The sequence below is a fragment of the Flavobacterium glycines genome (genome assembly GCF_900100165.1).
GTDB classification, from domain to species: Bacteria; Bacteroidota; Bacteroidia; order Flavobacteriales; family Flavobacteriaceae; genus Flavobacterium; species Flavobacterium glycines.
In genome coordinates this window covers 1,413,480-1,435,686 of the sequence record NZ_FNEO01000001.1, presented here as the reverse complement: position 1 = coordinate 1,435,686, position 22,207 = coordinate 1,413,480, and the positions used below count along the sequence as shown (strand labels likewise).

Below are 22,207 nucleotides of genomic sequence, written 5' to 3'. Positions count from 1 at the left end.
CAAAAAATCATGCAATCATTCGCTCCATAATTTGATTTTTCAACTTCAAAACCGTCTAAAATTAGAGCAAGATTAAAATAACATTAGAATTCCTCTTCTTTTCGCATAATTTATTGTTAAAACACTAAAAACAAAAGTATTGCTATTAATTTTGCTAGAAACAAAAGAAATAAAACGAAAATAAAACTAGCAATATGACACCATTAAAACGATTTTACAACCTACTCCAACTGGACAAAAAAGATGTTGCTCAAATTTTTTTCTACGCCATTTTTGCAGGATTAATAAGTTTGTCTTTGCCTTTAGGCATTCAGGCTATCATTAATTTTATTCAATCGGGACACGCCAGTGTTTCATGGATTGTTTTGATTATCATTGTAATAATTGGTGTTGCCCTTGTGGGAATTCTGTCGTTGATGCAACTAAGAATTACTGAAAATTTACAACAAAAAATCTTTGTTAGATCTTCATTCGAATTCGCCACCCGATTACCGAAAATAAAATTCGAAGCCCTATATAATTCCTATCCTCCGGAAATTGCCAATCGATTTTTTGATACCTTAACTATCCAAAAAGGAACTTCAAAACTATTAATTGATTTTTCCGCTGCTTTATTGCAAATTGCTTTTGGAATCATTCTGTTATCCTTATACCATCCTTTCTTTATTGTTTTTGGAATTTTACTTTTCTTTTTATTGTATTTCATTTTCAAATTTTCATACAGATCAGGACTTGAAACCAGTTTAAAAGAATCTAAATTCAAATACAAAGTTGCAAGCTGGCTACAGGAAATAGCAAGAAACAATTCCAGTTTCAGAAATGATTTAAACTATAATTATGCATTACAAAAAAATGATGCTATCGTTTCAGGCTACCTTGATTACAGAGAGAAACATTTCAATGTAATCAAAAAACAATTCATTCAGTTAATTGGTTTCAAAGTTTTAATTACCGCCAGCTTATTATTAATCGGAGGCTATTTAGTACTGTCACAAGAAATGAATATCGGTCAGTTTGTGGCTGCCGAAATTATTATTTTACTGGTAATTAATTCAGTCGAAAAAATTATCCTGGGATTAGAAACCTTTTATGATGTGCTGACTGCTACCGAAAAAATCGGTCAGGTAACTGATTTAGAGATTGAAGAAGAAACCTCAGAACCTTATGATAACTGCTATTCCAATATTAGTTTAGAAACTGAGAATTTAACCTTTAGATTCCCTGATTCGAAACAAAAATCATTAAATGAAATTGATTTAAAAATTGATCAGGGTGAACATATCTTTTTAGAGGGAAAAAACGGTTCCGGAAAAACCACTTTAATCCGAATCCTTTCAGGCTTATTACAACCTACAGGAGGCGCTTTTTACATCAACGATGATACTTTCAAAAAGATAAACTTAAAACAATATCGTTCTCAAATTGGATGCATCATTCATGGTGAAACTCCGTTTGAAGGAACTATTTTAAACAATATTACCTTTAATGATAAATCAATAAGTTCCGAAGATTTAAAATGGGCAATCACAGGATTACAACTCAATGACTTAATAAAATCATTACCTAAAGGACTGGATACTGCCATTTTCCCTGAAGCCAAACAGTTAAGCTCTTCAAATGTTAAGAAAATATTATTGGCCCGAAGCATTATACACAAACCAAAAATCCTTTTCTACGAAGACCCTACTGATATGATGGATGAAAATGTAGCCAAAGAAATTATTGATTTCTTAACCGCTAAGGAACACAACTGGACTATAATTGTCTCGTCTAAAAATCCGTATTGGAAAACAAAAAGTGACCGAATAATCACAATGCAGGATGGTAAAATAGTTTCGGACTTAAAAAAATAAAAAAATGCTAAACATATCTGATAATAACAACCCTAAACCAGCATTTGAACAATTCAAAACAGTTCAGATGCTTGACAATAAAACCCATTATAAGATTTTAAACAAAATTATAATTGGTATTTCCATACTGGGAATTGCAATGTTGTTTTTGCCCTGGACTCAAAATATTTCCGGTTCAGGAGCCGTAACAACCTTAAAACCCAACCAGCGTCCGCAATCTATTCAAAGTGTTATTTCCGGTCGAATAGAAAAATGGTATGTTCAGGAAGGTGATTTTGTTCAAAAAGGAGACACTATCTTATACATTTCGGAAATTAAAGAAGATTATATGGATCCCAATTTGGTTCAAAATACCAAAAACCAGGTTGATGCTAAAAGAAATGCTGTAGAATCCTATGAGGCAAAAGTGGTTAGCTTAGAAAATCAGTTGCAAGCTATTGAAGCCGAGAAAAAATTAAAACTGGAACAGGCTTACAACAAAATCAAACAGGCGCGTCTGAAAATAAAAAGTGACAGTATTGACCTTGTGGCTGCAAACACTCAACTTAAAATTGCCACAACTCAATTCAATCGTTCTGTTAAATTAAACAGCGAAGGACTGAAACCTTTGACCGATGTAGAAGAAAAGAAACTAAAACTACAGGAAGTTGAAGCAAAAATCATCAATCAGGAAAATAAATTATTGACCAGCAAAAACGATTTTATCAACGCAAAGGTTGAAGTAAACAGAATTATTGCCGAATATGCCGAAAAAGTATCTAAATCACAAAGTGATAAATTTACGGCCTTAAGCAGTCAATACGACGCAAAAGCACAGGTAAACAAACTGGAAAATCAGCATGCTAATTACAGCATTCGCAACAAGATGTACTATATTACTGCCGCTCAAAGCGGTTACATCAACAGGGCTTTGCAATCCGGAATTGGGGAAACTGTAAAAGAAGGTACTGCTATTGCAACCATTATGCCTGCAGCTTATGAAATTGCGGTGGAAACTTACGTAGATCCTATTGATTTACCTTTAATTCATAAAGGAGAAAAAGTTCGTGTTTGGTTTGATGGATGGCCTACCATTGTTTTCTCGGGCTGGCCTGATGTTTCTTATGGAACTTTTGGTGGAACTATTGTTGCCATTGAAAATTTCATTAGTCCGAACGGCAAATACAGGGTGCTAATTGCTCCTGATAAAGACGAAGACAAATGGCCTAAAGAATTAAGCATAGGTTCAGGTGCACAAACCTTAGCCTTACTTGACACCGTACCTATTTGGTTTGAAATCTGGCGAGTTCTAAACGGATTCCCGCCTAATTATTACAAACAAGTAACATCAACAACAACCAAAGAAAAGAAATAATGAAAAAACTTTTCTACATCTTACTATTGTTGCCCCTAAGCATTATAGCCCAGGAACCGGTTTCGAAAGAACTGGGCTATAACGAATTCTTGGGCTATGTAAAAAAATTCCATCCGCTGGTAAAAAATGCGCAATTGACACTCAACAAAGCCCAGGCCGATTTAATGATGGCCCGTGGGGCTTTTGACCCTAAAATTGAAGTGGATTATGCTAAAAAACAGTTCAAAGACAAAGAATATTATTCGCTTTTAAACAGCGGTTTCAAAATCCCAACCTGGTATGGAATCGAAATCAAAGCCGGTTTTGAAAACAACGAAGGTTATTATTTAAATCCGGAACACAACACTCCTACTGATGGCTTGGCCTCATTAGGAATTAATGTTCCCGTAGGACAGGGTTTGTGGATTAACAAACGAATGGCGGATTTAAGCAAAGCTAAAATGCAAATTAAACTCAGTCAGGCAGAGGTAAAACTACAAGCCATCGCTGTTTTATACGATGCTTCACTGGCTTATTTTAATTGGAAAAAAAACTATGACGAAGTACAATTGTATCAAAACTACAGTAATAATGCCAAGTCCAGATACAAAGGGATTCAATCTTTAATTATTCAGGGAGACAAACCCGCAATTGACAGTGTCGAAGCAGGCATCAACGTTAAAAACCGACTTTTAAGTCTGGAGGATTCTAATTTAAAATTGGCGAAAGCCAAATTAGAACTATCTAACTTTTTATGGTTGGACAATGCCATTCCGATGGAAATTGCTAACGAATTAATTCCTGAAGCAAAATTGGAAAGCAGCATTCAGGAAACTTTAAAAACTAATCAATTGCTTACCGAAGCGCAATCTTTAGAAAATCATCCAAAGATTAATGCTTTGCAAAGCAAAATTGATATTCTGAACGTAGAACGAAAATTAAGTGCTAACGAATTGCTTCCAAAAATCAATTTAGGTTACTCTTATTTATCCGACACTAATTACCTTAACGATTTTAATCGTGAAAATTACAAAGTGGGTGTTGACTTTTCTTTTCCTTTATTTTTAAGAAAAGAAAGAGGAAAATTAAAATTGACCAAATACAAAATTCAGGAAGCGGAATACATTATGAGTTTAGAAAAAATACAGCTTTCCAACAAAATAAAAGCTCAAAAAACCGAAATCCAATCGTTAAACAAACAATTGGATTTAATTAAAAAACTGGCTCAGGATAATAAAACCATGTTAGATTCTGAAGAACGCTTATTTTCTTTTGGTGAAAGTTCATTGTTTTTAATCAATACCCGTGAAAATAATCTGGTGAGTGCTAAACTGGCTGAAATAAGTTTAGCCAACAGATTTTATGTTTCTAACTCAGAACTATTTAAAATTATGGCGAATCCGGATTAAATAATTTAAAAATCGTACTTTTGCCGACTGAAAATCCGAAATTATGATTATAGTAAAATCACGTGAAGAAATAGAATTAATGCGCGAAAGTGCCTTAATCGTATCAAAAACATTAGGAATGCTGGCTGCTGAAGTAAAAGAAGGAGTAACAACCTTACACCTTGATAAGCTGGCCGAAGAATTTATTCGTGACCACGGAGCAGAGCCAAGTTTCCTTGGATTATATGGTTTTCCAAACTCACTTTGTATGAGTCCGAATGCTCAGGTTGTACACGGAATTCCAAATAATACTCCTCTTGTTAACGGTGATATTATTTCTATCGATTGTGGTGCTTACAAAAATGGTTTTCACGGTGATCACGCCTATACTTTTGAAGTAGGCGAAGTAGCTCCGGAAACTAAAAAATTATTACAGGTTACTAAAGAATCACTATACGTTGGAATACGCGAATTTAAAGCCGGAAACCGTGTAGAAGATGTAGGGAATGCTATTCAAAAATACACCGAAGCGCATGGTTATGGAGTTGTTCGTGAATTAGTTGGTCACGGATTAGGACAAAAAATGCACGAAGACCCGGAAATGCCAAACTATGGTAAAAAAGGTCGCGGAAAACTTTTGATTGAAGGTATGGTAGTAGCATTAGAACCAATGATTAATCAGGGAACACGTAACATCAAACAACTAAAAGACGGTTGGACTATCCTTACTGCCGACGGTAAACCTTCTGCTCATTTTGAACATGACGTAGCCATAATCGATGGTAAACCGGAATTGCTTTCCACATTTGCTTACATCTATAAAGCGCTTGGAATAGAAAGTAATGAAGAAGATGAATTCAGAAAAGTGCCTTTAGTTATCTAAACAAATGAAAAAAGCATTCAAATTCATTCTTAATACTATTCCGCGTCCTCTACTTATCCGTTTAAGTTATGTGGCACGTCCTATTATTGCTTTTTCTTTAAAAGGAAATAATTTTACTGATCCTATTGATGGGAAAAGTTTCAAATCGATGTTACCTTACGGCTATGAAAACCAAAGAAACAATGTACTTTCGCCAAGTACACTTTCATTGGAAAGACATCGTTTGCTTTGGCTGTATTTAAATGAAAAAACTGATTTTTTTACAGCGCCAAAGAAAGTATTGCACTTTGCTCCGGAACAGGCTTTTTATAAATTGTTCCGCAAGCAAAAAAACCTGGATTACACCACAACCGATTTGTTTTCGCCTCTTGCAGATGTAAAAGCGGATATTTGCGATTTGCCTTTCAAAGACAACCAATACGATGTTATTCTGTGTAATCACGTTTTAGAACACATCCCTGATGACACTAAAGCCATGCAGGAACTATATCGCGTGTTAAAACCGGGCGGAATGGCTATTTTACAAATTCCGCAAGACTTAAACCGGGAAATTACTTTTGCCGACGATTCGATTACCGATCAAAAAGAACGCGCTAAAATTTTCGGACAATACGACCACGTGCGTATTTATGGCCGTGATTATTTTGATAAATTAAGAAGCATTGGTTTTAAAGTAACCGAAGAAGATTACACTAACAAAATCAGTCCTGAATTAGTAGAAAAATACTGCCTGGCCAAAGGAGAAATTATTCCTGTTTGTTTTAAATAAAACTTATATTATACACCATAAAAAAGCCTGCTAAATCTCTTTAGCAGGCTTTTACTTTTAATTGAAAGTCTATTTTTCTTCCGGCATTAACATTGCAACTATTTTATCTTTTGTAAGGTATTTTTTGGCGACATTCTGAATATCTTTAGCAGTTATTGCATTTACATATTCTTCAAATTTCAGGACTTCTTCCGCACTATTTCCTTTGGTATAAGAATTGGTAAAATTAGATAACCAATACCTGTTTTCTTTGCTGTCTTTTCTAAAATCGGCTAGTTCTCCTTCTTTAAATTTAGCAACATCTTTTTCATCCGGTCCGTTATCTATAATTTTTTGAAGTTCTTCTAAAGCTGATGACGTCAATTTTTCAGCATTTTCCGGACCACAAGGAAAACCAATAGAGAAATTATAAGAACCATACGGAACCTTACCCATACTTCCTCTGGCAGAAACACCATAAACGCCACTTTCGTTTTCACGTAATTGTTCAATTAATTTTATGGTCAAAACTTCTCCTAATGCCTGCATACTCATTGCTTCTTTATTAGAATATTTAGCATCACCATAATACAATATCATTACATTACTTTTAGGATCTGCTCCTTTCTTTACCACTTTTTTCAAATCTCCTTTTAGCATCCTATAGCCTAAATCAATCGCTTTTTCTTTTTTAGCAGAAGAAGGCAAAGAAGCTAAATATTTAACAGCATATTCTTCTATCACTTTGTCATCAATATTTCCAACAAAATAAAATTCAAAATCTGATGCATTAGCAAAACGTTCTTTGTATTTATTGTATGCCAAAGTATAATCGGTTTGTTCCCAGGTTTTGTCATTTGGCACTAAACCATTAAATCTGGGATTGTTCTGGTAGAGATACGAAGAAAGCTCTTGCTGAAAGTAAAAATTAGGCTGAGAAGCTAAATTTTTATAATAAGCAGACTGTTTTTGCTTGTATGCCTCAAAAACAGCCGGATCTAAATTTAAATCAGTGAAATAGGCATAGGTCATTTGAAATAAATATTCCAAATCCTTAGAAGTTGCATTTCCACTCAATCCTTCCGTCACATTGCTGATATATGGTCTTACACTTGCTTTTTTACCCGTCATAAATTTATTAATATCATTCAGTTTAAGACCTGAAAAACCGGCTTCTTTCAAAGCTCCGTTTGCAAATTCCACTTTTTTCATATCAGCATCAGAATACATGTTAGTTCCTCCCAAACTAACCGCTTCAAAGAGAATCTCGTCATTTTTAAAATCGGTATTCTTATAAATTACTTTTGCTCCGTTTGACAATACTAAAGTTTTTGATCCAATTTTTGGATTACTTTCGCGCTTCACAATAGTACCCGGCTTGATTTCATTTCGAATCAAACTATTTACTACAGCTACATCCTTGTACGGTTCAATAACATCAGAATCAATTTTTAAAGCATCTAAAACCTCTTGTTCAGCCACTTTTTTAAGACCTTCCTTCTCCGGACCTGTTAAAATAACCACACGATTGTCTTCTTTTAAATAGTTTTTAATCAAAGCATTTACATCGTTCAAATTAATAATCGGCAAGATTTCTTTTACCATTTGATACGTCCATTCTAAACCTGGCGAAGGGTCATTATTTAAAAAATTCGCTTGGTATTCGCTAACAAAATTTGAAGAATTCGTTTTATCTCTGTTGTTATACATTTTCTCAATAGAAGCAAAAAGTTCCGCCTTAGATCGGTCTAATTCTCCTTGAGTAAAACCAAATTTCTTAACCCTTTCATTTTCGGTAATCAATACTTTCAAAGCACTCAATTGCTTATCTTCCTGCGACATGGCTACCGATTGAAATGCCTTCTTATTTCGGGCAAAAGTTTCTCCGTAATAAGAATAACCATAAGTAAACGGAGGCGTTGGAGAGTTTACAAGTTCTCCTAATCTGGTATTCAGGATAGTTGAAAACAATCCTTCGATTATATAATCCTTAAAATCTCCAACATTTACAATCGACTTTGGAGCTTCATAGTCTTTGTATAATAATTGAATTTGTGCAGATGTCGCTTCTTTATCCGTTTCAACAGCTACAAAAGTTTCTTTGTGATTCGGAATCTCGAAACTTTTCCTAACCTTCTCGTTAGTTGGGTTTTTATAAGTAGAAAAATGAGAAATAATTTTTTGCTCCATTTCATTTACATCAATATCCCCCACAACAATCACACTCATTAAATCTGGACGATACCAATCAGTATAGAACTGTTTTAATGTTTCGTATTTGAATTTTTCTAAAATTTCTTTTTTCCCAATAGGCAAACGTTCTGCATACTGCGAATTGTGCATTAATTTAGAAATATAACGACTCATCATTCGTTTTTGTGCACCTAAACCCAAACGGTATTCTTCTAGAACTACGCCTCTTTCTTTATCGATTTCTTCAGGACTTAAAACAGTATTAAATGCCCAATCTTCAAGAATTTGAAAACCTTTCTCTAATTTTTCAGGACTGTCTGATGGAATAGGAAGGAAATAAACGGTTTCGTCAAAACTGGTATATGCATTTAAATGTTGCCCAAACTTTACTCCTATACTTTGTAAATAATCAACTAACTGATTTTTAGGAAAACGTTTTGTACCATTAAAACACATATGCTCCATAAAATGAGCCAATCCCTGTTGGTCATCATTCTCAAGAATAGAACCTGCATTTACCACTAACCTAAGGTCAACTTTTTTTTCTGGTTTTGTATTTTTCTTGATATAATAAGTTAAGCCGTTTTCAAGCTTCCCTGTTTTTACACTCGGATCAAAAGGAATTTTTTTTGAAAAGTCGATTTGCTGTGCAAAAACAGCCAATGGAAACACAATAATTCCAAATACTAAATGGTTGATTTTTTTCATAGACCTTAATAGAGTTACAATAAGATAATTCGTTAATAGCTAACGAAGATACATTTTATTTAACAGAAAATACACACGAAAATATTTTTAGAAATTAATTTAATAAATAAAAACAAAGAGTATTCGTTATATTTACAAAATCTTAAGTACTACAAAATGGCAAAGTCTTTTTTCAAAATAATCCTGTTTTTTCTTTTTGTACTTTCATCAAATCTTTCTTTAGCTCAAACAGAAAAAGAAGTAATTCAGCCTTACAATATAAAAACTGTTACTTTCGTGCAAAACAATCAAAATGCAATTCCCATTTTTGAATTAGGTAGTGGTTTTCAGTTTCAATTTGATGATCTTTTTGGAAATGAAGCTAATTACTATTATGAAATTGTTCATTGTGATTACAACTGGAATCCAACTAATATCCCAAAAAACGAATACCTACAAGGCTTTGATAATCAAAGAATTCAAAACTACACTAATTCTGTTAACTGTTTACAAATCTACTCTCATTACAATCTGAGCATTCCCAACCAATTCACACAGCAATTGCGTTTAAGCGGAAATTACATGCTTAAAATTTTAAACGAAGACAGAGATGTTGTTTTTTCAAGAAAATTCATGCTTTACGAAGATATTGCATCAGTACCATTACAAATTAAAAGGGCCCGAAATGTAAGTCGGATTGAACAGATGCAAAACTTAGATTTTGCCATAAAATCCAGTACTATTACTTTCCAAAATCCATTAAAAAACATCAATGTTCGTCTTATTCAAAATGGAAATTTCAATACTGAAATAAAAAACATAAAACCACAATACACTATTGGTAATGACTTAATTTATAAATACGATAGTGAAACCCAATTTTGGGCAGGAAATGAATTTCTTTATTTTGAGAACAAAAACATTCGGGTAGCCGCTAACAATGTTGCCCGCATAGATTCGAGTACCGATATTTATAATTGTTTATTATATACTAATAATGCAAGAGCTAATTTCCCATATACCCTTTATCAGGACATAAATGGTAATTTTGTCATCAATAACGCCAATGCCACCAATAATGAAATTGAGGCCGATTATGCCTGGGTGTATTTTAGTCTTTCGGCACCAACTTACAGACTTGACAAAGGAATTTATGTAAATGGCATGTTTAACAATTACAGTCTGGCACCCGAATACAAAATGGACTACAACGAAAAAAAAGGTATTTATGAAAAAGCAATCCTGATTAAACAAGGCTTTACCAATTTTAAATATGTTGTTGCTGACAGCAAAGGAGTCATTGACAACGAAAATGCTATCGACGGAAATTTCTATCAAACCGAAAACGAATATACCATTCTGGTTTACTATAAAGAAAACACCGGACGCTACGACAGAATCATTGGAAAAGGAACAGCTAATTCACTGAACATCATTAATTAAAAAAACATTTAAAAATAAACAAAAGCAAATGAAAATTTTGTAATTTTGAACCAGTTAAGCACAACTATTTACCACTTTAGTATGGTTTCTCAGATAACAAGAGGCATAAAAATCACGGTTTTGACTAGTTTTGAAGGTACTTACTTCAAAAACTACAAAATCCACTTTGCCTTTAGTTACCATATTACCATCGAGAACCACAGTAAAGATTCAGTACAACTCACTTCCCGTCACTGGGAAATTTTCGATTCGCTAAACAATATCGAAATTGTTGATGGCGAGGGAATCATTGGTAAAAAACCGGTTTTAAAACCGGGAGAAAACCACACCTACAGTTCAGGATGCCTGCTTTCTTCTCCTTACGGAGCCATGAAAGGACATTTCAACATGATTAACTTTACCAATACCAAAAACTTTAAGGTAATCATCCCTACTTTCAGATTGTGTGCTCCTTTTGCACTAAATTAATTCCTGTTTTAACATTTTTAAAACTATTATAACTTCTTTATAAAAGTTTTAAATTCTGCTTTTGTATTTTTGTTAGCATACCTTTATTCTTAATTTTCGAATAAAAATTTTCTAACCTTATCTAAAACTATTAGATAAAAAAACAAAAGACAATGCTAAAAGGATTTTTTAAAGTACCCAAAGCAATAAACGAACCTGTAAAAGGATACGCTCCAAATTCACCCGAAAAAGAAGCCGTTCTCGCCGCTTACAAAAAAATGTGGAATGAAAAAATCGATGTTCCTTTATACATTGGTCACGAAGAAATCAGAACTGGGAATACCCGAAACATCACTCCTCCACACGACCATAAACACGTTGTAGGAAGCTATCATCTTGCCGAAAAAAAACATGTAGAAAGCGCTATTGCAAATGCGCTTAAATCCAGAACAGACTGGGCAAATATGGCATGGGAACAACGCGCTGCCATTTTTTTAAAAGCCGCCGAATTGATTGCCGGACCATATAGAGCCAGAATCAATGCTGCAACGATGATTGGGCAATCCAAAACGATACACCAGGCTGAAATTGATGCTTCCTGCGAATTAATTGACTTCCTGCGTTTCAACGTCGAATTCATGACGCAAATTTACGCTGACCAGCCTACTTCCGACTCCGCGATCTGGAACCGATTAGAATACCGTCCATTGGAAGGTTTTGTATACGCTATTACTCCGTTTAACTTTACTGCTATTGCAGCCAATCTTCCGGCAAGTGCCGCCATGATGGGTAATGTAGTGGTTTGGAAACCGAGCGACAGTCAGGTTTTCTCGGCAAAAATTATTATCGAAATTTTCAAAGAAGCCGGACTTCCCGATGGTGTAATTAATGTGGTTTTTGGAGATGCTGCAATGATTACCGATACTATTTTAGCGAGTCGTGATTTTGCAGGATTGCATTATACAGGTTCAACACAGGTATTTAAAGACCTTTGGGCAAAAATTGGAGTCAATATCCATAATTACAAAACTTACCCAAGAATCGTAGGTGAAACCGGAGGAAAAGATTTTGTTATGGTGCATCCAAGTGCCAATGTAAAACAAGCCGTAACGGGAATTATACGCGGTGCCTTCGAGTTTCAGGGACAAAAATGTTCCGCAGCATCGAGAGTCTATATTCCGCAAAGTTTGTGGCCTGCTATTAAAGAACAACTTACCATCGATATCAAATCAATAAAAATGGGTTCTCCTGAGGATTTCAGCAACTTTGTTACTGCTGTTATCCATGAAGCTGCTTTTGATAAATTAGCGGGTTATATTGACCGGGCTAAAAAAGATACTGATGTAGAAATCATTATTGGAGGAAATTACGATAAGTCGGTTGGTTATTTTATCGACCCAACAGTTTTACTGACTACAAATCCAAAATACGTTACGATGGAAACCGAATTATTCGGACCTGTTTTAACGATTTATGTTTATGAAGATACCCAATGGAATGAAACTTTAGAACTTATCGATCAAACTTCCGAATACGCATTAACCGGAGCTATCTTTAGTCAGGATCGCTATGCCATTGAAGAAGCCACCGTGAAATTGCAAAACGCGGCAGGAAACCTTTATATTAATGATAAATGTACCGGAGCCGTTGTAGGTCAGCAACCTTTTGGTGGTGCCAGAGCTTCGGGAACGAATGACAAAGCCGGTTCGGCAATGAACTTGTTGCGCTGGGTTTCACCAAGAACTATCAAAGAAGTTTTTGTCAGCCCTGAAAATTACAGATATCCGTTTTTGGGAGAATAGTAAATTAGATTTCAGATTAAAAAACGCCGAATATTTAGATTAAAGATTCGGCGTTTTTATTTTATTTCAATTATACCACAAACTTCAACGGCAAATGCACCACTTTCTTAGTTTCAAAGAATTCATCTTCAAAGAAATCAGCTAAATCGTATTGCGTCGCTTTTGGGAAATCTTTTAGTTCTTCGGTTAAATCACCACCTTTTAAGTAGAGAATTCCGTTTTTCAATTCGTGTTTTTGTTGCTTTTTGATTTTGGTTTTTATCCAGGAAACAAAATCAGGCATATTTGTCACCGCACGACTCACGATAAAATCAAAATCACCTTTTACATTTTCGGCACGAATTTGCTCTGCTTTAACATTTTTAAGTCCTAAAGCATCGGCAACACCCTGTACCACTCTTATTTTTTTTGCAATAACATCTATCAGATAAAAACGGGTTTCAGGAAACAAAATCGCCAATGGAATTCCGGGAAAACCTCCTCCGGTACCCACATCAAGAACATAACTTCCGGGTTCAAATTTCATGATTTTAGCAATTCCCAAAGAATGTAAAACGTGTTTAGTATACAAAGAATCAATATCTTTTCGGGAGATGACATTTATTTTTTCATTCCAATCGTGGTATAAAAAATCCAGCTTTTGGAATTGTTCTTTTTGAATATCGGTTAAATCTGGAAAATACTTCAGAATCTCGTCCATCGTTTTAATTTTTTAACAAAAGTACTATTTTTAAGTTTGAAATTTTTAACTCAATTTTGCAGAGTTAAAATTTATAAATAATTATCTTTGAACGCTATTTTTGAATTATATGAATACTACCGCACCTACATTTGCTAAGCAAGACAAATTAAAGTTCTTCAGAACGCTTAACTCGCGGGTAAACAATTACTTCAAAGAAAATAACATTTCAAAAGCGGGTAATTGGAAACTGCATCTAAAAGCTATTATCCTTTTTACCGTTTTTCTGGTTCCTTACTTTTTAATCCTAACGCTTAATATGCCTTTTTGGGCTCATTTACTTCTAACCATCGTTATGGGAATTGGTATGGCAGGATTAGGAATGAATGTCATGCACGACGGGAATCATGGTTCGTATTCTAATAAAAACTGGGTCAATAAATTCATGGGAGGTACTATTTATGTCCTTGCCGGAAATGTATACAACTGGCAGGTACAACATAATGTCTTACACCATACCTACACCAATATTCCGGGTCACGATGAAGATTTAGATGCGGGAAGAATTATTCGTTTTACCAAAAGTGCTGAATGGCATTCCTTTCATCGTTTTCAACATTACTATTCTGTTTTTCTATACGGATTATTGACTTTCAATTGGGCCATTACGACTGATTTTAAGCAAATGAGAAATTATCTAAAAAGAAAGCTTTCTTATGGCGAACCTAAAAGTCCTAAAATCCTTTGGACAACCTTAATTATTACAAAAATAATTTACGTTGCTATCTGGATTGTAATGCCTATTGTTATCGGAATCGTTTGGTGGAAAGTATTAATTGGATTTTTCATCATGCATTATACCGCAGGTTTAATTTTGAGTATTGTTTTCCAATTAGCACATGTGGTAGAAGAAACAGACAATCCTTCTCCAAATGAATTAGGCGAAATGGAAAACACCTGGGCCATTCACCAATTATTTACAACGACTAATTTTGCTCCAAAAAACTGGTTCGTAAATTGGTACACAGGCGGATTGAACCACCAAATTGAACATCATATTTTCCCAAATATCAGTCACATTCATTATGGTAAGATTGCAAAAATTGTTCGTGAAACCGCACAGGAATGCAACCTGCCTTATTATGAATTTAAAACAACCCGAAGTGCCATTATTGCACACTTCAAACATTTAAAAGAATTAGGAATGAAACCAGAAATGGCTTAGAGATATTTCTAAACCATTTATTATAATCAAATAAAATAAATAATTAATCTCCCTTTTAGGGCTTTCAACACTTTATAATGAGTAATCCACTTTCAGACAGAATTAACAATCTTGCTACATCACAAACATTAGCAATGGCAGCTTTGGCTAGAGAATTAAAAGCGCAAGGTAAAGACATCATCAGTTTAAGTTTAGGAGAACCTGACTTTAACACGCCAGACTTCATCAAAGAAGCTGCTAAAAAAGCGATTGACGAAAACTACAGCACTTATTCTCCGGTTGACGGATATGCTGAATTGAAAGATGCTATCTGCAGAAAATTCAAAAGAGACAACGGTTTAGATTACAAACCGTCTCAAATAGTAGTTTCTACAGGAGCAAAACAATCTTTATACAACATTGCACAGGTAATGTTAAACGACGGTGACGAAGTAATCTTACCAGCACCTTACTGGGTTTCTTACTTTGAAATCGTAAAATTATCAGGTGGAGTTCCTGTAGAAGTTCCAACTTCTGTAGAAACTGATTTCAAAATCACACCGGAACAATTAGAAGCAGCTATCACACCAAAAACAAAAATGATGTGGTTCTCTTCTCCATGTAATCCTTCAGGATCTGTTTACAACAGAGAAGAGTTAACTGCTTTGGCTAAAGTTTTAGAAAAATATCCAAATATCTATGTAGTTGCTGACGAAATCTATGAGCACATCAACTTCTCAGGAACTTTCTGCAGTATTGCTTCTATTCCTGGAATGTTTGAAAGAACAGTTACTGTAAACGGAGTTGCTAAAGCTTTCGCTATGACAGGATACAGAATTGGATACATTGGAGCGCCAGAATTTATTGCTAAGGCTTGTACTAAAATTCAAGGTCAGGTAACTTCAGGAGCTAACTCTATTGCTCAACGTGCTACCATTACTGCTGTTGACGCTGATCCATCAGTATTGAATCACATGGTTCAGGCTTTCCACAGCCGTAGAGATTTAGTTGTTGGATTGTTGAAAGAAATCCCTGGAATCAAAATCAACGTTCCGGAAGGAGCTTTCTACGTATTCCCAGACGTTTCTTCTTTCTTCGGAAAAACATTAAAAGGAACTGAAATTAAAGATGCTAATGATGTTTCGATGTATCTTTTGGCTGAAGCTAACGTAGCAACAGTAACAGGTGACGCTTTTGGTAATCCTAACTGTATTCGTTTCTCTTATGCAACAAGCGACGAATTATTGAAAGAAGCTTTAAAAAGAATTAAAGATGCTTTGGCTGGATAGTCAGAAAATCTTAATTGATATAAGAAGCCTCAAGGAAACTTGGGGCTTTTTTATTACATATCATCAAATCTTAAAATTATAGCAAAAAAAAGAACTATCGGTTAGATAGTTCTCATATTTCAATCAAAATAAGGTCTTACGTTGTGTTTTTCTATGTATTCTTCAACAATTCCCACTTCATCAATATCAACAAATTCAAGAAAATCAGAATCTCTAATATGTTCCCACAATAGATAATTTTTATCTACATTTTTTTGTGGTTCTCTCCCTAAAACATAGTACTTACCTTTATTATTGCCTTCTAATTCAATTGCTTTTGTTAATGACACAAATCTAGTTACATCATTTTCTAAATAATAATGCTTTTTTTCAAAATCAATAGTTTGTCCAGCAACAGGTATTCCATTTATACCAATAAAATCAATATCTATTGGAGCAAATAAATTTTCAAAATCATTAGATGTCAATGTCATCTCAATATTCACTCTACTCTCAATTTTAGGAAACAAATCTTGTTTGACTTTAGAATGTACATTAAACTCTATAATTTCATCCGTTTCTTCTGCATATTTAAAAATATACTTTTCAAAAACTCTTTTAAAATTATCGCTATTTAAATCTATGTCTATATACTTAGGAGTTGAAAACTGAATAATATTATTTGAATATTTTGCAAGATAGGTTATATACCCCTCATTAATCCAATCATTTCTCAGTTCTCTTTTTCTAAAAAGTTGATTTGAATCTTCTAAATTAAAACCAATTTCCCTTTCAAGTGATTTAAGGTAGTTTTTTACCACATTATACCTTTCACTATCTAAAATATTTTTAAAAGCAGTAAGCTTTTCATGCGAATATTTAAAATAATGTTCAAAACCATTAGACATAAGAACTCCAATACTAACTCTTTCATTAAGAGTCGTATTTAAAGTTACATATAGTATTGAATATAGTGTTTTCATTTTTAATTGATAATAAAAGATTGGACAAATTCTCTAAAGTTAGCTTCACACTGTGCTTTCCATTTCTCTGAAAATAGATTATTAATAATTCTATCTCTAATTTGCTCCTTATTTATATTCCACGAATCTGGAACTAAATCTAATATTTCATCTAATTTATTTTGACATTCTTCTGTGCAAAGGTAGAAATTTCCAACCAAGTTATTCACAATATCTGTTAATTTCCTATTTTTACCAAATAATATCTTTGCCAAGTCAGTCTTAATGATTGAATCATCTTCAGTTAACTCAGCAATTCCATAATCAAGAAAACTTGTATTAAAAATATTAACATGATCAATAGCATAGAAAAAATTTAATTTTTCTGGTGATACATACAATAGTAAATTAAAATTATTATGATTTCTATCTTCATTTGCAGTCCATATATCAAATAATGCAATTTTTAAGAAATCTTCTTTATCCGATATTTTATCTCTAAAAAATTTTTCTTCAAACATTGAAACAATGGAATAATCAATTTCTTTAGAATTCTCAAGATACAAAGAACCAAAACATTCTTTCTCAAACCACATCAATTGAAGTTGCGGGAATTTATCATTAGGTATATGTTCAGGTTTTACCCTTATAAAAGTTGTTTCAGGAGTTTTAATTCCCCACAATTTCGCAAATTCAGACGCTATAAGTTCATTAAACAAATATTTTGGAAATTTATCATATTTACAAACCCAGTCTCTAAAATCTTCACAAGTAACTAGTAAAGGGCTACTACCTTGCGTATCAAAAACTTTATGAACTTCTTCAATTGTCTGAAGTACTCTCATCGAATATTAATATAGTGATATATAAACAAATATATTAAAATTAAAACTTCATACAATAGCTACAATTAATTTGAATAAAATTAAACAACTTAATAATAACATTCATATCCACAAACACCACCGACAATAATTAACTCATCCAACAAACTATATATCCCTATACATCTTCCTATACTTAGAAGGCTGTATTTGAACAAATTTCAGAAACTGTCTGTTAAAAAAACTCAAGTTATTGTAGCCTACTTTATAACCTATTTCAGAAGCCGTTAAGTCAGTATTGATAAGCATTTTAGTTGCCATGCTGATTTTGTATTCGTTGATGAATTCAAAAAAAGATTTACGGAACGTCTTTTTAAAAAATCGACAAAAAGATTCCTTATTCATCGCTACTTTTTCAGCAACCGCATCCAAACTAATCTGCTGGTTGTGATGCTCTTTCACATAATTGTAAATCAAATTCACGCGCTCGCTTTCTTTTACCGTCAAATTTGAAGTAAAACCTTGTCCCGCCAGGTATTTATAATTAGCATTCACAGCCAGTTCCTGTAATATCTGCAAAAAAGACAGCAACCTTTCAAAAGGAGGTAATTCAATCAATTCCAACATTTTTGACTCTACTTTCTTTGCCTTTTCTTTATCAAAATGAATTCCTCTCGACGCTAATTGCATTAGCTGTTTAATATGCTGAAATTCTTCTTTTTCTAGCCAATCGCTAAGCAAGTCTTCATCCCATTGAATGATAATACACTTTACATCTTCTTTTTGCTCTCCAACAGTTTTCCAGCAATGTGGCAAATTAGAACCTACCAAAACCAAATCACCGTATTCAAAATTAGCCATATTGTCGCCCACATACCGAATACCGCTGCTGCCCAAAATATAAGTCAGTTCGTATTGCGAATGAAAATGCCAGGAAGCAATAAATTCCTTTCCTTCAAAAATACTGGTTCTAAACGAACTCCCGGGCGATGGACTGATACTTCTATATTCTGCCTTCATAAATGCAATTCTTACATTAAAACATCAAAAATAACACAAATACACACTACTCATAATCAATATCGTGTTAGTTTTTGCTTTTATGGTGCAAATAGTGTTGGTTTTAGATTTGTAATATTGTATCCCTAAACAATACTTCAATGACATCAGCTACTTCCATCAGAGACGTAAAATTATACAAAGCCTCAACTACGCTTAAAAAACCCATTTCGGATGCAACACATACGCTAACCGAAATCTCATTTATCGTGATGCGAATTCAATTAGAAAACGGAGTGATTGGAGAATCCTATTTACTCTCTTTTCAATATTCGCCTAATGCGATTGTAGGCGCATTAAAAGATATTATTCCGGTCATAAAAGGTTACAAAGCCAATGAAACCGGAGCTGTTTACCAAAAATTGGACGATTTAGCCGAATATTTCGGAAATCAGGGCGTATTGCGTTGGGCACAAGCCGCTATCAATATCGCGATGTGGGATGCCTGGGGAAAAACTTTAGGACAGCCTATTCATAAAATTCTGGGAACCCACAAAGAAAAAGTATCGATTTACGGAAGCGGCGGCTGGATTTCTTATTCTATTGACGAATTGATTGAAGAAGTGACCAATTATGCCGACCGCGGATTTAAAGCGGTAAAAATAAAAGTAGGTTCTCCAAAAGTCAGCACCGATGTAGAGCGTTTGCGTTTAGTACGTGAAGCCGTGGGCGACAAAGTAGATATCATGATGGATGCCAATCAGGGAATGGATTTGCCATCGGCGATGAAACTGGCCAGAGAAGCGCGAGATTTAAACATCAACTGGTTTGAAGAACCAATCCATCACCAGAATTTCCAGGGTTACGAAATCCTGAAAAACCAAACCGGCATTTCACTGGCCATGGGCGAAAGAGAATTTGACACTTTGCCGTTAAGAGAATTAGCCACCCGAAATGCTTTGGATATTTGGCAACCGGATATTTTACGCATTGGTGGTGTCGAAGCCTGGAGAGAAAGTGCCGCATTGGCTAAAAGTTTCAACCTGCCGGTGCTGCCTCATTATTACAAAGACTACGATGTGCCTTTAGTATGCACCATTTCTAACGGTGTGGGCGTAGAATCTTTTGACTGGGTCGATCCATTGATTGACAACCCAATGGTTATTCAGGATGGTTTTGCAAAACCACACGATTTACCGGGCTGGGGATTCAGTTTTATCGATGATAGAATGACTGAAATTAAATTATAACAGAATTCTTTTTCATCTAAATAGTTTAAAATTTGAAGTGGCAATACTCCAAATTTTAAACTATTTTTGTTTCCAAAATATTTGGGCGTAAACTTAGTCATTGCGAGGAACGAAGCAATCTCACAACGAGAATTACTAATGTGATTACTTCGTTCCTCGCAATGACAGAAAATCATAAAAATGGCAAAAATCCTCCTTCTCGGCTCAGGCGAACTTGGTAAAGAATTTGTAATCGCAGCGCAACGCATCGGGCAAACCGTGATTGCGGTTGACAGCTATGCGAATGCTCCGGCTATGCAGGTCGCTCATGATTTTGAAGTCATTAATATGCTGGATGGAGAAACTCTGGACAAAATCGTTGCGAAACACCAACCTGATTTCATTGTTCCTGAAATAGAAGCCATCAGAACGGAGCGTTTTTACGATTACGAAAAACAGGGAATCACAGTTGTCCCTTCGGCAAAGGCTGCCAATTTTACGATGAACCGAAAAGCCATTCGTGATTTAGCTTCGAAAGAATTAGGATTAAAAACTGCCGAATACCGTTATGCCACAACCGCCGAGGAACTGCGAAAAGGTGTTCTCGAAGTAGGGATTCCCTGCGTAGTAAAACCATTAATGTCTTCCTCAGGAAAAGGACAATCGACTATAAAAACCGAAGCCGATATTGACAAAGCCTGGGAATATGCTGTGGCGGGTTCGCGCGGTGATGTGGTAGAAGTAATTGTAGAAGCATTTGTAAAATTCAATTCGGAGATTACTTTATTGACCGTAACTCAAAACAACCGCCGCACTTTATTCTGTGCGCCTATCGGTCACCGTCAGGAACGCGGCGATTATCAGGAAAGCTGGCAGCCCGCCCGTATTTCCGACAAAGATTTATATGAAGCTCAGGACATGGCCGAAAAAGTGACCGAAGCATTAGGCGGCGCAGGACTTTTTGGTGTTGAATTTTTCATTGCCGATGATGGTGTTTATTTTTCGGAGTTATCCCCTCGACCACACGATACCGGAATGGTAACATTGGCAGGAACACAAAATTTCAACGAATTTGAATTGCATCTTAGAGCGATTTTAAGTTTGCCTATTTTCGAAATTACCTTAGAAAAAGCCGGAGCAAGTGCTGTAATTCTGGCTTCTGACAATAGTACAAATCCAACTTATAACGGAATTGAACAAATTGCTGCTTTGCCTAAAACTGATTTCAGGATTTTTGGCAAACCATCGTCAAGACCTTATAGACGAATGGGAGTTGCATTGACAAGCGATTCTTTAGAAACTCCAATAGAAGAAATTGTTAAAAGTGCTGTAAAAGCAGCAAGTTTAGTCACTGTAAATCCCTAATCCTTTTTCAATAATCGAAAATTGGTGGGAGTCATAGCAGTGTGTTTTTTAAACAAACGACTGAAATACGAGTAATCTTCATAACCCAAGGCAAAAGCAATTTCGTTAACCGTCCAGTTTTTATCCAATAGCATTCGTTTGGCCTCCAGCATAATCCTGTCAACAATCACTTCGGTGGTTGTTTTTTTTAGGATTTCGTTGCAAATTCTGTTTAAGTGTTTCAAAGTAATATTCAACTCTGAAGCATAAAAGGCTGCCGATTTTTCTTCTTTATATTTCTTTTCTAAAAGCTGTTCCAGATTTTTAATTTTCACATTATACGAATGGGTTTCGTGAACGTGAATTTCGTTGTATTTACGGGCCAATTCAATGTGAATAATGTCCAACAGGTTCATTATTTTATCCCGTTGCAATAGTTTGTGTGTTTGCGTTTCCGTTATCAAACTTTCGAAATAAGGTAAAACCGATTTTATTTCCTGCTCATCCAATACAATTTCGGGACTATTTTGAATTGAAAAATAAAAGGGATAATCTTCAATCCTCTTATTTCCAAAATACAAATTGTACATTTCGGCAGAATAAAAAATAATAAATCCTTCAATATCTTCCGATAAAACCCAATGATGCATTTGCCCGGGTTGTAAAACGAAAGCACTTCCCGAATGAATAGCAAAGCGATCAAAATCTACCTCATGTACGCCGGAACCATTGGTAAACAAAACCAATAAGTAAAAATTATGTCGATGGGGTTTTTCTACAAAACTGTGATTCAGTAAATGATTTTTAAACGTATTGACATACAAATCACTATTAACCGAATTGCAATTAAATTGTTCGATACTGTAAACAGGATACTTTTTCATTATAAAAATGTCTTTTTTGTCCTATAATAAGCGAATA

At 34.6% G+C, this 22,207-nt stretch carries 18 protein-coding genes; 12 read left to right on the top strand and 6 right to left on the bottom strand.

Annotated features, from left to right (window positions below; genetic code table 11):
• Positions 1-194 precede the first annotated feature (194 nt).
• Genes BLR17_RS05805 through BLR17_RS05785 form a run of 5 tightly spaced genes read left to right on the top strand, consistent with a single transcriptional unit; the run spans position 195 to position 6,226 of the window.
• Complete coding sequence (locus tag BLR17_RS05805) at positions 195-1,853, top strand: peptidase domain-containing ABC transporter (protein WP_066326825.1); 1,659 nt, start codon at positions 195-197, stop codon at positions 1,851-1,853.
• Positions 1,854-1,857: 4 nt separating this feature from the next.
• Positions 1,858-3,207: an HlyD family secretion protein gene (locus BLR17_RS05800; protein WP_066326827.1), complete on the top strand. Its 1,350-nt coding sequence runs from the start codon at positions 1,858-1,860 to the stop codon at positions 3,205-3,207.
• Positions 3,207-4,595 (top strand): TolC family protein, encoded by a 1,389-nt coding sequence (locus BLR17_RS05795; protein WP_066326828.1) that lies wholly within the window; start codon positions 3,207-3,209, stop codon positions 4,593-4,595. The genes BLR17_RS05800 and BLR17_RS05795 overlap by 1 nt, the downstream gene beginning before the upstream one ends.
• Positions 4,596-4,638: 43 nt before the next feature.
• On the top strand, positions 4,639-5,457 hold the full coding sequence (map, locus tag BLR17_RS05790; RefSeq protein ID WP_066326829.1) for a type I methionyl aminopeptidase: 819 nt from the start codon (positions 4,639-4,641) through the stop codon (positions 5,455-5,457).
• A gap of 4 nt (positions 5,458-5,461) precedes the next feature.
• Entirely contained in the window at positions 5,462-6,226 is a 765-nt protein-coding gene (locus BLR17_RS05785) for a class I SAM-dependent methyltransferase (RefSeq protein ID WP_066326830.1), read from the top strand.
• A 69-nt stretch (positions 6,227-6,295) separates the two neighbouring features.
• On the opposite strand, the gene BLR17_RS05780 is transcribed toward BLR17_RS05785, so the two are convergent.
• Entirely contained in the window at positions 6,296-9,106 is a 2,811-nt protein-coding gene (locus BLR17_RS05780; RefSeq protein WP_066326831.1) for a M16 family metallopeptidase, read from the bottom strand.
• 156 nt (positions 9,107-9,262) lie between these two features.
• Between BLR17_RS05780 and BLR17_RS05775 the strand changes: the two genes are divergently transcribed.
• The 3 genes from BLR17_RS05775 (at position 9,263) to pruA (ending at position 12,777) form a co-directional block, all read left to right on the top strand.
• Positions 9,263-10,528: a type IX secretion system plug protein gene (locus BLR17_RS05775; protein WP_066326832.1), complete on the top strand. Its 1,266-nt coding sequence runs from the start codon at positions 9,263-9,265 to the stop codon at positions 10,526-10,528.
• Between the two features lie 81 nt (positions 10,529-10,609).
• Positions 10,610-10,996 (top strand): Co2+/Mg2+ efflux protein ApaG, encoded by a 387-nt coding sequence (apaG, locus tag BLR17_RS05770; protein ID WP_066326834.1) that lies wholly within the window; start codon positions 10,610-10,612, stop codon positions 10,994-10,996.
• Positions 10,997-11,148: 152 nt separating this feature from the next.
• The gene (gene pruA, locus BLR17_RS05765) at positions 11,149-12,777 is read left to right on the top strand and encodes an L-glutamate gamma-semialdehyde dehydrogenase (RefSeq protein WP_066326837.1); all 1,629 of its coding nucleotides are present in this window, start codon (positions 11,149-11,151) and stop codon (positions 12,775-12,777) included.
• 70 nt (positions 12,778-12,847) lie between these two features.
• Here the strand turns inward: pruA and rsmG are convergent, their stop codons facing one another.
• On the bottom strand, positions 12,848-13,477 hold the full coding sequence (gene rsmG, locus BLR17_RS05760) for a 16S rRNA (guanine(527)-N(7))-methyltransferase RsmG (protein WP_066326839.1): 630 nt from the start codon (positions 13,475-13,477) through the stop codon (positions 12,848-12,850).
• A gap of 109 nt (positions 13,478-13,586) precedes the next feature.
• On the opposite strand from rsmG, the gene BLR17_RS05755 reads away from it, so the two are divergent.
• A complete protein-coding gene (locus BLR17_RS05755; RefSeq protein WP_066326840.1) occupies positions 13,587-14,681 on the top strand; it encodes a fatty acid desaturase family protein in 1,095 nt (364 codons plus the stop codon).
• Positions 14,682-14,758: 77 nt separating this feature from the next.
• Entirely contained in the window at positions 14,759-15,949 is a 1,191-nt protein-coding gene (locus BLR17_RS05750) for a pyridoxal phosphate-dependent aminotransferase (RefSeq protein WP_066326841.1), read from the top strand.
• Positions 15,950-16,068: 119 nt separating this feature from the next.
• Here the strand turns inward: BLR17_RS05750 and BLR17_RS05745 are convergent, their stop codons facing one another.
• The 3 genes from BLR17_RS05745 to BLR17_RS05735 form a co-directional block, all read right to left on the bottom strand.
• Complete coding sequence (locus BLR17_RS05745) at positions 16,069-16,911, bottom strand: hypothetical protein (RefSeq protein ID WP_066326842.1); 843 nt, start codon at positions 16,909-16,911, stop codon at positions 16,069-16,071.
• Between the two features lie 2 nt (positions 16,912-16,913).
• Entirely contained in the window at positions 16,914-17,735 is an 822-nt protein-coding gene (locus BLR17_RS05740) for a HipA family kinase (RefSeq protein WP_066326844.1), read from the bottom strand.
• A gap of 147 nt (positions 17,736-17,882) precedes the next feature.
• Entirely contained in the window at positions 17,883-18,734 is an 852-nt protein-coding gene (locus tag BLR17_RS05735) for an AraC family transcriptional regulator (RefSeq protein WP_066326846.1), read from the bottom strand.
• Between the two features lie 140 nt (positions 18,735-18,874).
• On the opposite strand from BLR17_RS05735, the gene BLR17_RS05730 reads away from it, so the two are divergent.
• Positions 18,875-19,963, top strand: a complete 1,089-nt coding sequence (locus tag BLR17_RS05730) for a mandelate racemase/muconate lactonizing enzyme family protein (RefSeq protein WP_066326847.1) — start codon at positions 18,875-18,877, stop codon at positions 19,961-19,963.
• A gap of 180 nt (positions 19,964-20,143) precedes the next feature.
• Complete coding sequence (gene purT, locus BLR17_RS05725; protein ID WP_066326848.1) at positions 20,144-21,307, top strand: formate-dependent phosphoribosylglycinamide formyltransferase; 1,164 nt, start codon at positions 20,144-20,146, stop codon at positions 21,305-21,307.
• Here purT and BLR17_RS05720 read toward each other — a convergent pair.
• A complete protein-coding gene (locus BLR17_RS05720) occupies positions 21,304-22,170 on the bottom strand; it encodes a helix-turn-helix domain-containing protein (protein WP_066326849.1) in 867 nt (288 codons plus the stop codon). The genes purT and BLR17_RS05720 overlap by 4 nt on opposite strands.
• Positions 22,171-22,207 lie beyond the last annotated feature (37 nt).